The following is a 13090-nucleotide window of genomic DNA, read 5'->3' as shown; positions in this document are numbered from 1 at the left end:
AGGTCCAATATGGACACAAACAATGTTTTATAGGCGATTTTAAATAATAATTCAACTTTACAGAATCATTTAAGTAAACTAAAATGATTTGCTCACATTTAATTATCTAACTGATAAATTAATGCTAATAATTCTTGATTTGCTTCACTTACTTCTATACCAATCATTGACTTAAAATAAACATCATAAGCTATTATCCAATCTTCTTCATTAAAAAGTGAAAATATATCAAGTGGATATAGTTTTATTGAATGATTATTCATCACATACTGAGCTTCATTTTGTATATTCAAAGCTCCATTTTCTAATCTATCGAGAACTTTGGGAATAACAGTAGTTTTCATATCTGTGTGTTCTAAACCTTTTAATGTTGTAGGTAAGATGTTGACTTCATAACCATACTTCTCAATTTTTATTTCACTATCATAATTTGAAAAACGTAAATACTCAAGCATGAGACTTTTCAAATTATAAGATTCTACTTGATTAGATAATAAAAAAGCAACCGTCTTTCTGAATTCATAATGTCCGTTATCAATGAGTTTAATCATTAATTTAGTTTGACGATTTAAATCTAAACTAGTAAATTCTGATAATAATTGACTAGAAAGTTTCTTGTCTTCATCTAATTTAGATTGTGCATATTCTTTTAATGGAAAGAGTGCCATTCTAGTTTTATGTTCTTTCACTTCGTTAATGATTTGATTAATGACTTCAATTGCTTCATAATTCTGATTTAAACCTATTAATGCTTTAATATAGAAAATAATCAGTTCGTCGTAATGAGGTATACCTTTTTTTAAGAAAATAATTGCTTCTTCTCTTAATTCTAAATATAACCCTAATTCATTTAACATGTCACATTTAATCAAAGATAATTGATTATCTAATTCGAATGAGGCTTCATATATATCAAACAATTGATACATTTCTTTATATTTATTTTGTTGTTGTGCATTTAAAATATTATGATATAATTTTTGCTTTGATTGAGGAAAAGGGATAATATCAGACATATTGAGCCCCCTTTATTTTAAATCTTTTAAAATTAACGCACTCCATGATTCAAAATGATTTAAATCATTTATTTCATCTTGTGATACCCAATTAATTTTTAAAGTGTCGGTTTCTCTAACTTCTACATCACTAGATTTCACCTTAATTTTGAAAACAACACCTATATGAACTTTACCTACCGCATTAGTATCATCATTAATAAAACCAATATATTCTATATTTTGAGATCTATCTTCAGATAATCCTACTTCTTCATTAAGTTCTCTTTGTGCATTCACTCTTAAAACTTCATTAATTGAATCGGCGCCAACAACATTATTCATATGTCCACCAACACCCACTGAAGACTGTCCGTGTAAGCGTTCTTCTCCGCCACCACTTAAACGTTGATATACTAAGATTTCATCATTTTCATTTTCTAAAAGACAATATGAAATAAGTTGTTTATAAGATGGATCTTCTTCCATATCTCCACGTCTTTTTACTTCATAATTTTTAAACGTATTAAATATTTCTTCACCTTGACCATCGTTTTTCGATAAGAATCCATTAAATGCATTTTTTTCATTATTAAATAATAATTCTCTTGATACGACGATGATTTGTTCATCAAATTTAGACATAGTTAACTCCTTGAAATTAATATTCTTTTTTAATAGTTTAACAAACCAATGATTTAAATCACAATGATATTTAACTGGTTCGTTTACTTATCATAATTCTATTAAAGAATATTTGATGAATAAAAGTAAATAAAAAAAGCCAATAAGGTTTTATAGTTACCTTATTGGCTTTTAAATATGAATTATTTTAAAGCATCTTTAGCTTTTGATACTAATTCACCGAAAGCTTTATCGTCTGAAATAGCAATTTCAGAAAGCATTTTACGGTTAATGTTAATGTCAGCCTTTTTCAAGCCGTTCATTAAACGAGAATAGCTGATGTCATGTTGACGTGCAGCTGCATTAATACGTGTAATCCATAATTTACGGAAATCACGTTTACGTTGACGACGGTCACGGAATGCGTATTGACCTGATTTCATCACTTGTTGTTTTGCTACTTTATATAATGTATGTTTTGAACCGAAGTAACCTTTAGCTAATTTAATCGTTTTTTTACGACGTGCTCTTGTTACTGTTCCACCTTTAACTCGTGGCATGTTAAATTCCTCCTTAAATATATCGCTTTATCATCGTTCGAAAGTAATATTAATTATTTTTTGTAAGCTAATAATTGTTTTACGCGTTTCATATCGCTTTTAGATACTAGTTTAGCTTTACGTAATTTACGTTTTTGTTTAGTATTTTTATTTGCAAATAAGTGAGATGTGAAAGCTCTAGAACGTTTTAATTGACCTGAACCAGTTCTTTTAACACGTTTAGCTGCTCCACGGTGAGTTTTCATTTTTGGCATGATTCATTTCCTCCTAATAAAAGTAAATTATTTTTCGTTTACAGGCGCTAACATAATAAACATTTGGCGCCCTTCCATTTTAGGTTTTTGTTCAACAGTGGCAATATCTTTACATTCGTCTGCAAATTTTTCTAAAACACGTTGACCAATTTCTTTGTGTGTAATTGCACGACCTCTGAAACGAATAGAAACTTTACATTTGTCACCTTTAGTTAAGAATTTACGTCCATTTTTCAACTTAGTTTGGAAATCGTGTTCCTCAATAGTTGGACTTAAACGAATTTCTTTAACATTGATAACTTTTTGTTTTTTCTTCATTTCTTTTTCTTTTTTCTGTTGTTCGAATTTATATTTACCATAATCCATAATTCTTGCAACAGGTGGTTTAGCATTTGGTGCAACAACTACTAAATCTAATTCAACTCTTTCAGCCATCTCAAGAGCTTCTCTTTTAGATTTAACACCAATTTGGTCACCATTTTGGCCAATTAAACGTAATTCTTTTGCGCGAATTTTTTCGTTAACTTGCGTTTGATTTTTTGCTATGGTTGACACCTCCCAAAATTTTACGAAATTTTCCCAAGCAAAAAGAGCGGACAATATTTGCCCGCTCTTCACTCATACACAATAATTGTGTGACATGATTAACCTGCCAACAGCTTTTTGCGTCGCTACAGGTGAGAAACGGGTGTTTCTACTTGGTTCGTTTCGTAATCAACGATACTAATCATATCAAGTTTTATTAAGCATGTCAATTGTTTTTTAAAATTAGTGATGTTTTACTTCATTCATTGAGACATCTTGGCTTAAATCAACTTCTTCAAGAGGTATTTTTTTAGTTTTATATCTTAATTTATGATAAATAAAGAATACTAAAAATACTGGAATACCCATATACGTAATAATAAATCGATTAAGATCAAAGTGCCCTGTTTTAATGAAATCCACATCTTGTCCAACAATCACAATCACACACAATATACCTGCAAATATTGGACCGAATGGGAACCATTTCGCTTTATATTTCAATTCTGATTTACGATGATGTTGAACATTAAATGCTCGTCTAAAGCGATAGTGACTTACTGCAATACCTACCCAAGCAATAAAGCCTGTCATACCACTGGCAGCTACAATGTATTCATAAGCATTTCCGCTTAATTTTTGTACTAAGAAAATAACGACTACAAGTACACCAGTAGCAATCAATGATAAATATGGCACGCCGTGTTTATTCGTTTTACCAAACGAAGCGAATGCTAATTTATCTTTACTCATTGAATATAACATACGTGTTGATGCATACATCCCTGAATTACCAGCTGATAATACTGAAGTTAAAATAACTGCATTCATAAATGAAGCAGCAAATGCTAAGCCTGCATTTTTAAAGACAAGCGTAAATGGAGATGTTGCAACATCGTTATCTCCACCCATTAAAGCATTACTATTATAAGGAATTAACATACCAATAACAAAGATGGCTAAGATGTAAAATAATAATATTCTCCAAAAAACTTGTTTAATTGCTTTTGGGACAGCACGTTCTGGATTCTCAGATTCTCCAGCAGTAATACCTATTAATTCAGTACCTTGGAATGAGAAACCAGCAACTAAGAATACACCTAGGATTGAAAGTAAACTACCGCCAAGATTTCCACCTAGGATTGGCCCATCACCTTTAGTAAATGTTTCAAATCCTACAAAATGTCCACCCATAATTCCTAATATAGTTAAAATACCAATAATTATAAAAATAATTACTGTAATCACTTTTATAAGTGCAAACCAATATTCACTTTCACCATATACTCTTACAGATAAAGAGTTTAATGCGAAAATAATAACTATAAAGATACAACTCCATACCCATGCTGGTATCCCTGCCATAGGTGTCCAATACTGAATGACTTGCGCTGCAATAGTTACATCTGCCGCTACAGTAATTACCCAGTTAAACCAATAGTTCCAACCTAATGCGAATCCTAATGATGGATCTACAAATCGTGTTGCATAGGTACTAAATGAACCTGAAACAGGTAAATACGTAGCCATTTCTCCTAAAGAAGTCATTAAAAAGAATACCATAGCTCCAATAATTGCATATGCAATAAGCGCACCTAATGCACCAGCATCGTGAATAGCACCACCTGATGTCATAAATAGGCCTGTACCAATACAGCCTCCCATTGCAATCATAGAGATATGACGATCTTTTAACCCTCTCTTCATACCGCTATCTTGATTTTCAACTTTACTCATATAAGCTCCCTTTCTTAATGTAGAGGTTAGCTAAGTATTTATTTGTTATGTGAAGATAATTAACATATTTAATTTTTATAAATGATATGTAAATCAAATTACAAATTAAAAAATAGGTACATACCGTTAAGATATGCACCCATTACTTAATCTATGTCGGTAGCACATCACAAACTGTGACAGTACAGTTTCTATTCGATAACTGTCCCAACAAATCATAAGTATGGTTATCATTTGTTTCGGCATCTTTACCTTTCATACTTTCAACATACGTTCCATATCAACTTCTGAAGTATTACTTTTTAAAGATGCAACCTCTAACTCATTTTTATTTAACTACTTTGTAATATACATTAAGGATATTATTTTATCAAGACTATCTACGTCTTTTTAGACGAATTTCATCTACTAAGTTCCAGATAAATTCATCTCTTTCTATTGTTTCTTGATCTTGTGAGCCATACTTACGAACATTTACTTCGTTGTTTTCAACTTCTTTATCTCCTACTACAATTTGATAAGGAATTTTTTGCATTTGTGCCTCTCGAATTTTATAGCCCATTTTTTCGTTACGATCATCAATTTCTACACGAACACCTTGAGATTTTAATTCATCTTGTAAATTTCTCGCATAGTCGTAATGTAAATCTACATTTACTGGAATAATCTCAACTTGTTTTGGAGCTAACCATGTTGGGAAAGCACCTTTAGTTTCTTCAGTTAAGAAAGCTACAAAACGTTCCATAGTTGAAACTACGCCACGATGAATAACAACAGGTCGGTGATTTTCACCATCACTACCAATATAAGAAAGATCAAATCGTTCAGGTAGTAAGAAATCAAGTTGTGCAGTTGAAAGGGTTTCTTCTTTACCCATTGCAGTTTTAACTTGAACATCTAATTTAGGACCATAGAATGCTGCTTCTCCAATAGCTTCAACATATGGTAAGCCCATTTCATCTACTGCTTCTTTAAGCATAGACTCAGCTTTATTCCACATGTCATCATCGTCCATATATTTTTCTTTATCTTCAGGATCTCTGTAACTTAATCTGAATGTGTAATCTTCAAAACCAAAGTCTTCATAAACATCTTGTATCATATGAACAACGCGTTTGAATTCATCTTTAATTTGGTCAGGACGTACAAAGATATGAGAATCATTTAAAGTCATACCTCTTACACGTTGTAAGCCTGATACTGCACCACTTGCTTCATATCTATGCATAGTACCTAATTCAGCAATACGAATTGGTAATTCACGATAAGAATGTGGTTTATTATTATAAACCATCATATGATGTGGACAGTTCATTGGACGTAATACCATTTCTTCAGTTTCATCTAATTTCATTGGTGGGAACATATCATCTCTATAGTGATCCCAATGACCTGAAGTTTTATAAAGTTCAACGTTAGCTAGAACTGGGGTATATACATGATCATATCCCATGCTTACTTCCTTATCTACAATATAACGTTCAATTTCACGGCGAATTGTTGCACCATTTGGTAACCATAGTGGAAGACCAGCACCAACAAGTTGATTATTTGTAAATAATTCTAAATCTTTACCAATACGACGATGATCACGTTCACGACGTTCCTCTAACATGTCTAAATGTGCTTTTAAATCTTTTTTATCAAAGAAAGCAGTACCATATATACGTTGTAACATTTTATTGTCGCTATCCCCACGCCAATATGCACCTGCAGTAGAAAGAAGTTTAAATTCTTTAATTTTTGAAGTTGATGGCACATGAACACCACGGCATAAATCTGTAAATTCACCTTGAGTATATAATGTTACATTCTCATCTTCAGGAATTGCATCTATTAATTCTAATTTATATGGATCATCTTTAAAGAAATCTTTTGCTTCTTCACGAGAAACCACTTTACGTTCAATTTTATAATTTTCGTTAACAATTTGTTTCATTGTTTTTTCGATTTTTTCAAAGTCATCTGATGATACTTTTTCATCCATGTCAAAGTCGTAGTAAAAACCGCCTTCAATCACTGGACCAACACCGAATTTAACATCTCCATAAATTCGTTTTAATGCTTGAGCCATTAAATGAGCAGTTGAATGACGTAATACCTCTAGAGCTTCATCACTACCAGGTGTAACAATTTCAATTGCCCCATCTTCTTCAAGTGGACGAGTTAAATCAACGAGTTGATTATTAAATTTTCCTGCTACTGCTTTTTTTCGAAGTCCAGGACTAATTGATTGTGCAATGTCTTCTGTAGTAGTTCCTTTATCAAATGATTTTGAATTGCCATCTGGAAACTTAATATTAATTTGTTCCATATCGAAACCCTCCATAAATTTTATTCTATGATCGCTGAAGAAAATAAAAAAACTCCTCCCTATAAAAGGGACGAGTTCGTCGCGGTACCACCCTAGTTATCTAGATGTATTCTAGATATCTCTTCATAAGATAACGGTCTTGAGCCGGATACTGATTACCAGCATCTAAATATGAAGGAGTAATAATTTAATATATCAACCAAATTCTCATCAATTGTTGGCTTGCTGTATGATAGAGATTAAATTATCATATCTTCATTTATTTCAACGATTTAGATTTATCTTTATTATACATCACACATTGTAAATTTCAATTATTTCGTAAATTTTTTCCATCTAAATAAAATTCATTTGCTAAACTTTTGATACGTTCGATAATTCGAGCAGCTTTCGTTATTTCTGCCCCTTTGTTTGATATAGATAAATGATGTTCTAATTCTTCCAAATTTAGATTTGAACTAAAGAATGTTGGTAATTCATGAACCATACGATAATGTAATAAGGGACCTATCACCTCATCCCTTACCCATGTTGTGACATCCTCAGCTCCGATATCATCTAACATTAATATATTTGCTTCTCGTATACGCTCTAACTTTTCATTATAACTCCCATCTTTAAAACCACCTTTTAGTATACGAATGTATTCAGGTAAATATACTATTGTAGATGGCACATGTTTTGACTTAAGCTGGTTTGCGATAGCTCCTAAAATAAAAGATTTGCCTGTTCCAAAAGGGCCATGTATATAAAGACCCTTAACGCGTTCACCGTTAACTAACTTTTTACAAATATCGTTAACTTCCATAGCTATTTCAAGTCGACTTCTATCGTTAGTATAGATATCTTTAACTTTTGCATTTAACGTATCTCGTTGCATGTGATGAGCAGTAATGAGTTGTGAACTTAAACGTTCTTCATCGTATTTAATTTTGCAAGGACATAATCGATAACGAACTTTAATACGCTCATTTTCTATATATAATTCTGGAATATGACCTTTAACAAAGTTTGGACAGTGTGCATAATCGTGACCATCGTAGTGTTTTTGTTGATCTTTATATTCTTGAAGTACATTTAAATCTTTATCAATCATTTCATTAGTAAGTTCTGACTGGTGTTGATTTAAAAATTGTTTAACATCAGAATCATTAATGACTTGATGTTTTATTTTAGCAATTCTTTTGTTTAAATTATCTTGATTTTTTATAAGTTTACTAAATGGTTTCATCTAATCCTCCCAATCTTGTTCTAATTGAGCACGAAACGCTTCTCTATCTTTTTCAAATTGCGCATCATTATTGTTTGGTTTTTCATCTTGTTGGTTTTTATCTTTTAACCATTTTGGTGTTTTTTCTATTGATGCAACGTCACGTTGTTTATATTGACGTTTTGTTTTTTTAGTTATACTATCATTGATTTGTTGATTTGTTTTCAGCGCATAATCATATGCTTGTTGTGCAGTTTTAATACCTAACTTTTTCCAATTTGAAGCGATTTCAAATATATAGGATTTAGGAAGTTTCATTTCATTCTTAAGCATTACAAATTGTAATAAAATATTAATTACACCAAATGACAATTTTTCACGCTCTATTAACTCTTCTACCATTCTTTTTTGTTGTAAAGTTGGTTCTGATTCAGACCAAGACGCTAACATATCAATAGGACTTGTGTTTTCTAATAACTTAAACCAACTATCACTTTCCTTTATATCATCAGTAGTCTCATTTGGACGCTGTGATTGTTCTAAATAATTAGAAGGATTAGCTTTAGTTTGTAACTTAGGAAGCTGTTGTTGATGCTCAATTAAGTAATGAGACCTTGCTTGTTTTCTCATCTCTTCAAATGATAAGGTTTGATTTTGTGTGATAGAGTTAAGAATGATTCGTTTCATAGAAGTAGGCGTTAACCCATATAAAGTAGCCAATTGTAAAATTAATTGTTTTGCCTCTTTAGTAATAATTTCTCCACTTATAAAATGATGTTGTAACATATCTCTCAACATATCAAAGTCAAATGATTCATTATCTAAATCTATAGTAGCTGAATGATTTTCCTTTTGAATTGTTGAAGCATCAATAGATATATTTTTATGTGGAACTTTGAATACATCAGTAAATTTGCGCGTTACTTGCTGAAATTCTTTTAAATCTGGTTCATCTTTTTCAAAATACGCTTTTAAATCTTTATATCTTCGATTATCAACTTCATTGTATAGGTATATAGATAACATTGGATCATTAAAAAATTGGTATGCCGTTGGAGGTTGAATCAATTCATATATAAACAATGACTGATTACTATCATGTTTTACAAATGTTTTAATTAACCCAATGCCTTCAAGTAAATCCATATATTCACGGAATTCTAATAAATTTATTTTAAGCTCATTCATGATAGTGTAATGTGTGAGAATAGTATCTTCAACTTCATCGATAAATTGGTTCATGAAATGATATACACCAATAGCTTTAAAGCCAATTAACGGTATGTACAATCGATTTAATATCTCTAATTGTTGATGATTAAAGAAAAAATGTCGATATACTTTAAATCCATCGTGTGGACTTAAACCATACTCATAAGATTTAAAACTCATTTATGAATCACTCCGTTTGTTATCATCCAAAATACCTTGCATCGATGCTAGTAATTGATCCACATCTTTAAACTCTTTATATACTGACGCAAATCGTACATAAGAGACTTGATCTACATGCATGAGCAAATTCATTACATATTCACCTATATCTCTAGATGAAATTTCTGTATGACCTTTATCGCGTAATTGCCATTCTACTTTATTAGTAATGTCTTCCAATTGTTGATATCTAACTGGTCTTTTTTCACAAGATCTTACAAGACCATTTAATATTTTTTCTCTTAAAAATTGTTCACGTGTGCCATCTTTTTTGACCACAATAAGTGGACTCACTTCAATATGTTCAAATGTTGTAAATCTTGTCCCACAATTCTCACATTCACGTCTTCTACGTATTGCGTTAGCTTCATCAGCATGTCTTGAATCTACCACGCGTGAATGTGTGGCACTACATTTTGGGCATTTCATATCTGTCACCCTCTTGAATAGATTATGCTTCATTATACTATAAAAACGATTTATGACAAAAGAACTCATATGTATTGATAATAAATTGATACAACTTAGCTGTCTAAACCTATAATAAAATATAAAAAGGAAAGTGAAATAGAATTCAATATAAATTCTTTTTTCACTTTCCTACATATGACTCATTAAAAAAATTATTTAATGTTTTATAATTTTTTAATCTATAAAATCAATGACATTATATTAGAATATCAACTCTAAAATTAACAATCTTTTACTTATTAAAAGCTTAAACTGCAGTCACGGTAGACTTTTCTACTAGTTGTTCACCAATCATTTCAGCTACTTCTACTACTCTATTAGAATAACCCCATTCATTATCATACCAAGCAATCACTTTCACCTTATGATCATCCATTACAATTGTATTCTCAGCATCGATAATAGCTGAATGTGGATTTGTATTGAAATCGACAGATACTAAAGGTGCATTTTCTACTTCTAAAACACCATCTAAATCTGAATGACGAAATGCATTATTAATTTCGTCAACAGTTACCGGTTTTTCTAAATCTACAACTAAATCAACTAAAGAAACATTTTTTGTAGGCACACGTAAAGCTAACCCATGAAGTTTACCTTCTAGTTCTGGTAAAACTTCTTTCAATGCTTTTGCTGCTCCAGTAGAAGTTGGAATAATACTTTCATTACATGAACGTGCTCTACGTAAATCTTTATGGGGATTATCAATATTTTTTTGATCATTAGTAATTGCATGAACAGTAGTCATTAATCCATTTACAATACCAAATTGATCATTTAAAACTTTAGCAACTGGTCCTATACAATTTGTCGTACATGAAGCATTACTGAAAATGTCATACTTTTCAACATCTAATTTGTCATCATTTACCCCTTTAACAATCATTTGGACTTCTCCACCTTTAGATGGGCCAGTTAGTAATACTTTTTTAGCTCCAGCATGAATATGTCCAACTGCTTTATCACCATGATTAAATTTTCCAGTTGCTTCAATTACGATATCTATATTTAAATCTTTCCATGGTAAATTTTCAGGATTTCTATCTGACACTAACTTAATGTTATGGTTATCAACACGTATACCATCCTCAATTGGTTCTACCTTTTTATCATAACGTCCATGCGTTGTATCATAGTTAATTAGATGTGCAATTGTTTCAGGTGGATAGCTTGCATTAATCGCAACCACATTAAAATTTTCATTATGTAATGCAATTCTTAAAACCATTCTTCCTATTCTACCCATTCCATTAATTGCAATATTTGTTGACATTTAAAGCACCCCTTGTTTTATATGTTATACTTTATAAAATTAGTATAACATAATAGATTCCGATTGAAAGCGTTTACCAAAAATAATGTAATATTTTTTACATTTTAAGTTTATATAACTAATATATTTATTATATAAATAAAAAGAGTTTAAGACTAAAAATAAAGTCCTAAACTCTTTTTCTCATATTATTCATGAATGTATCCTTTTTCAATCAATAGTTGTTTAAGAAGGGTTTCTAATTCAGATTTACTTCCTAAATTATCTATAACATGATCAGCCATTCTGCTTTTTTTATCAATTGATATTTGACTATGAACTCTCGCTTTTGCTTGATCCAAGTCTAAATTGTTACGTTTCATTAAACGTTCAATTTGTACACTTTCAGATGTGTAGACCAGCCAGACTTCATCCACAGTATCTTGTAAATCATTCTCAAACAGAAGCGGAATATCCATAATCACATCATACCCTTGTTGTAAATACTGTTGCTTTTCTTGTTCCATAATCGTTCTTACAATAGGATGAATAATTTCATTAAGTTCTAATCGTTTTTCTGGATGATTAAATACTAATTCTCCAATGTATTGTCGATTCATTTCTCCGTCACTTGTGATTGCTTCGTCACCAAACGTTTCTTTTATTTGTTCCAAAGCAGTTGATCCTTTCTCTACTGCTTTTCTTGAAGCTATATCTGCATCGACAATTTTAAATCCATATTCTGATAATAATTTAGAAACTGTTGACTTTCCGGTAGCTATTCCACCTGTTAATCCAATTACTTTAGGCATTTGTATCACCGCTCACTTTATTTATTTCTGACAATATGGACAAAAATGACTGTTTCTAGATGCTATAACTTTTTGTTCAATATCATGGCCACATACTTTACATGTCTTTTGTTTGTATACATTTAAATGTAATTGCATTTTTCCAGTTTTTCCGTCAGCATGACGATAATCTGAAATACTTGTTCCACCATTATCAATACCCTCTTTTAAAACTTCTTGTACATAATAAAAGAGCATTTGTCTTTCTTGATGAGACGTATCTTTTACTTTTCTCGCAGGATGGATACCTGCTCTAAACAATGCTTCACAAGCATAGATATTTCCACATCCTGCTATGATTTTATGATCCAGTAACATCTGTTTAATAGGTTTATTGGCTACTTTTTTTTGAGATAAATAGTGATTAAAATGTTGTAACGCTTCTTCGTCAAAAGGCTCAGGCGCTATTTCTAAAAATGAAGGATAATCTTCAAATGAATTTAGGTTTCTAATCTCACCAAATCGACGTATATCTGAAAACACTAATTTTTTTCCATTATTTAAATGGAAAATCACGTGCCAATGTTTACGATAGTTGGGAATTGCTATCTCAGATAGGTGATTGACAATGAAAAATCCACCAGCCATACCTAAATGACTAAGTAACACACGTTTACGATTATGTTTTTCAATATGAAAAACAATATATTTACTTCTTCGTTCGACTTTAATTATCTTATAGCCTTCGCAATTCAAACGAAAACCATCTAAATTCATTCCTTTGATAATCGTTTCTTTATTCTGACTTTTACCTTCAATTACTTTTTTAGAAAATGAAATACTTTTAATTGTAGCATTTACAATAAAAGGTTCTATTCCCCTTTTAACATGTTCAACTTCTGGTAATTCTGGCATTATTCATT

Annotated in this window: 13 protein-coding genes, 1 riboswitch and 1 other annotated feature; all 13 genes read right to left on the bottom strand. The window is 31.0% G+C overall.

The features are described from left to right. Positions 1 to 98: 98 nt before the first annotated feature. The gene (locus BDW25_RS00145; RefSeq protein ID WP_002448991.1) at positions 99 to 1016 is read right to left on the bottom strand and encodes a hypothetical protein; all 918 of its coding nucleotides are present in this window, start codon (positions 1014 to 1016) and stop codon (positions 99 to 101) included. 12 nt (positions 1017 to 1028) lie between these two features. Beyond that, positions 1029 to 1640: an NUDIX domain-containing protein gene (locus BDW25_RS00140; RefSeq protein ID WP_002448986.1), complete on the bottom strand. Its 612-nt coding sequence runs from the start codon at positions 1638 to 1640 to the stop codon at positions 1029 to 1031. A 182-nt stretch (positions 1641 to 1822) separates the two neighbouring features. Beyond that, a complete protein-coding gene (gene rplT, locus BDW25_RS00135) occupies positions 1823 to 2179 on the bottom strand; it encodes a 50S ribosomal protein L20 (protein ID WP_002448983.1) in 357 nt (118 codons plus the stop codon). 53 nt (positions 2180 to 2232) lie between these two features. Further along, a complete protein-coding gene (gene rpmI, locus BDW25_RS00130; protein WP_002448990.1) occupies positions 2233 to 2433 on the bottom strand; it encodes a 50S ribosomal protein L35 in 201 nt (66 codons plus the stop codon). A gap of 27 nt (positions 2434 to 2460) precedes the next feature. Next, a complete protein-coding gene (gene infC / locus BDW25_RS00125; protein WP_002448994.1) occupies positions 2461 to 2988 on the bottom strand; it encodes a translation initiation factor IF-3 in 528 nt (175 codons plus the stop codon). A gap of 23 nt (positions 2989 to 3011) precedes the next feature. Beyond that, positions 3012 to 3139 (bottom strand) — a sequence feature (ribosomal protein L20 leader region). 62 nt (positions 3140 to 3201) lie between these two features. Continuing rightward, positions 3202 to 4695, bottom strand: a complete 1494-nt coding sequence (locus BDW25_RS00120) for an amino acid permease (protein ID WP_002448996.1) — start codon at positions 4693 to 4695, stop codon at positions 3202 to 3204. 152 nt (positions 4696 to 4847) lie between these two features. Next, positions 4848 to 5023, bottom strand: a riboswitch (Lysine riboswitch). Between the two features lie 48 nt (positions 5024 to 5071). Then, on the bottom strand, positions 5072 to 7009 hold the full coding sequence (gene thrS / locus BDW25_RS00115; protein WP_002455226.1) for a threonine--tRNA ligase: 1938 nt from the start codon (positions 7007 to 7009) through the stop codon (positions 5072 to 5074). Positions 7010 to 7319: 310 nt separating this feature from the next. Next, the gene (dnaI, locus tag BDW25_RS00110) at positions 7320 to 8240 is read right to left on the bottom strand and encodes a primosomal protein DnaI (RefSeq protein WP_019835439.1); all 921 of its coding nucleotides are present in this window, start codon (positions 8238 to 8240) and stop codon (positions 7320 to 7322) included. Further along, the gene (locus BDW25_RS00105) at positions 8241 to 9611 is read right to left on the bottom strand and encodes a replicative helicase loading/DNA remodeling protein DnaB (protein ID WP_049437856.1); all 1371 of its coding nucleotides are present in this window, start codon (positions 9609 to 9611) and stop codon (positions 8241 to 8243) included. After that, positions 9612 to 10082, bottom strand: coding sequence for a transcriptional regulator NrdR (nrdR, locus tag BDW25_RS00100; RefSeq protein WP_002448939.1), 471 nt, complete (start codon positions 10080 to 10082; stop codon positions 9612 to 9614). Positions 10083 to 10371: 289 nt separating this feature from the next. Then, positions 10372 to 11397 (bottom strand): type I glyceraldehyde-3-phosphate dehydrogenase, encoded by a 1026-nt coding sequence (gene gap / locus BDW25_RS00095; RefSeq protein ID WP_002448943.1) that lies wholly within the window; start codon positions 11395 to 11397, stop codon positions 10372 to 10374. A 188-nt stretch (positions 11398 to 11585) separates the two neighbouring features. Then, positions 11586 to 12188 carry a dephospho-CoA kinase gene (gene coaE / locus BDW25_RS00090; protein ID WP_002487989.1) on the bottom strand — a complete coding sequence of 201 codons (603 nt, stop codon included), beginning with the start codon at positions 12186 to 12188 and terminating at the stop codon, positions 11586 to 11588. A gap of 21 nt (positions 12189 to 12209) precedes the next feature. Continuing rightward, positions 12210 to 13082, bottom strand: a complete 873-nt coding sequence (mutM, locus tag BDW25_RS00085) for a bifunctional DNA-formamidopyrimidine glycosylase/DNA-(apurinic or apyrimidinic site) lyase (RefSeq protein ID WP_002449011.1) — start codon at positions 13080 to 13082, stop codon at positions 12210 to 12212. Positions 13083 to 13090 lie beyond the last annotated feature (8 nt).

Origin of the sequence: Staphylococcus sp. AtDRG32 (assembly GCF_004365845.1) — a bacterium.
GTDB classification, from domain to species: domain Bacteria; phylum Bacillota; class Bacilli; order Staphylococcales; family Staphylococcaceae; genus Staphylococcus; species Staphylococcus hominis.
The sequence above is the reverse complement of the archived record's forward strand: the minus strand, read 5'-3'. Positions and strand labels throughout refer to the sequence as shown.

Coding starts and splice junctions, on each gene's coding strand:
- rpmI (WP_002448990.1), bottom strand. CDS start 2,433: ATGCCAAAAATGAAAACTCACCGTGGAGCAGCTAAACGTGTTAAAAGA.
- rplT (WP_002448983.1), bottom strand. CDS start 2,179: ATGCCACGAGTTAAAGGTGGAACAGTAACAAGAGCACGTCGTAAAAAA.
- BDW25_RS00140 (WP_002448986.1), bottom strand. CDS start 1,640: ATGTCTAAATTTGATGAACAAATCATCGTCGTATCAAGAGAATTATTA.
- coaE (WP_002487989.1), bottom strand. CDS start 12,188: ATGCCTAAAGTAATTGGATTAACAGGTGGAATAGCTACCGGAAAGTCA.
- thrS (WP_002455226.1), bottom strand. CDS start 7,009: ATGGAACAAATTAATATTAAGTTTCCAGATGGCAATTCAAAATCATTT.
- BDW25_RS00120 (WP_002448996.1), bottom strand. CDS start 4,695: ATGAGTAAAGTTGAAAATCAAGATAGCGGTATGAAGAGAGGGTTAAAA.
- gap (WP_002448943.1), bottom strand. CDS start 11,397: ATGTCAACAAATATTGCAATTAATGGAATGGGTAGAATAGGAAGAATG.
- nrdR (WP_002448939.1), bottom strand. CDS start 10,082: ATGAAATGCCCAAAATGTAGTGCCACACATTCACGCGTGGTAGATTCA.
- BDW25_RS00145 (WP_002448991.1), bottom strand. CDS start 1,016: ATGTCTGATATTATCCCTTTTCCTCAATCAAAGCAAAAATTATATCAT.
- dnaI (WP_019835439.1), bottom strand. CDS start 8,240: ATGAAACCATTTAGTAAACTTATAAAAAATCAAGATAATTTAAACAAA.
- BDW25_RS00105 (WP_049437856.1), bottom strand. CDS start 9,611: ATGAGTTTTAAATCTTATGAGTATGGTTTAAGTCCACACGATGGATTT.
- mutM (WP_002449011.1), bottom strand. CDS start 13,082: ATGCCAGAATTACCAGAAGTTGAACATGTTAAAAGGGGAATAGAACCT.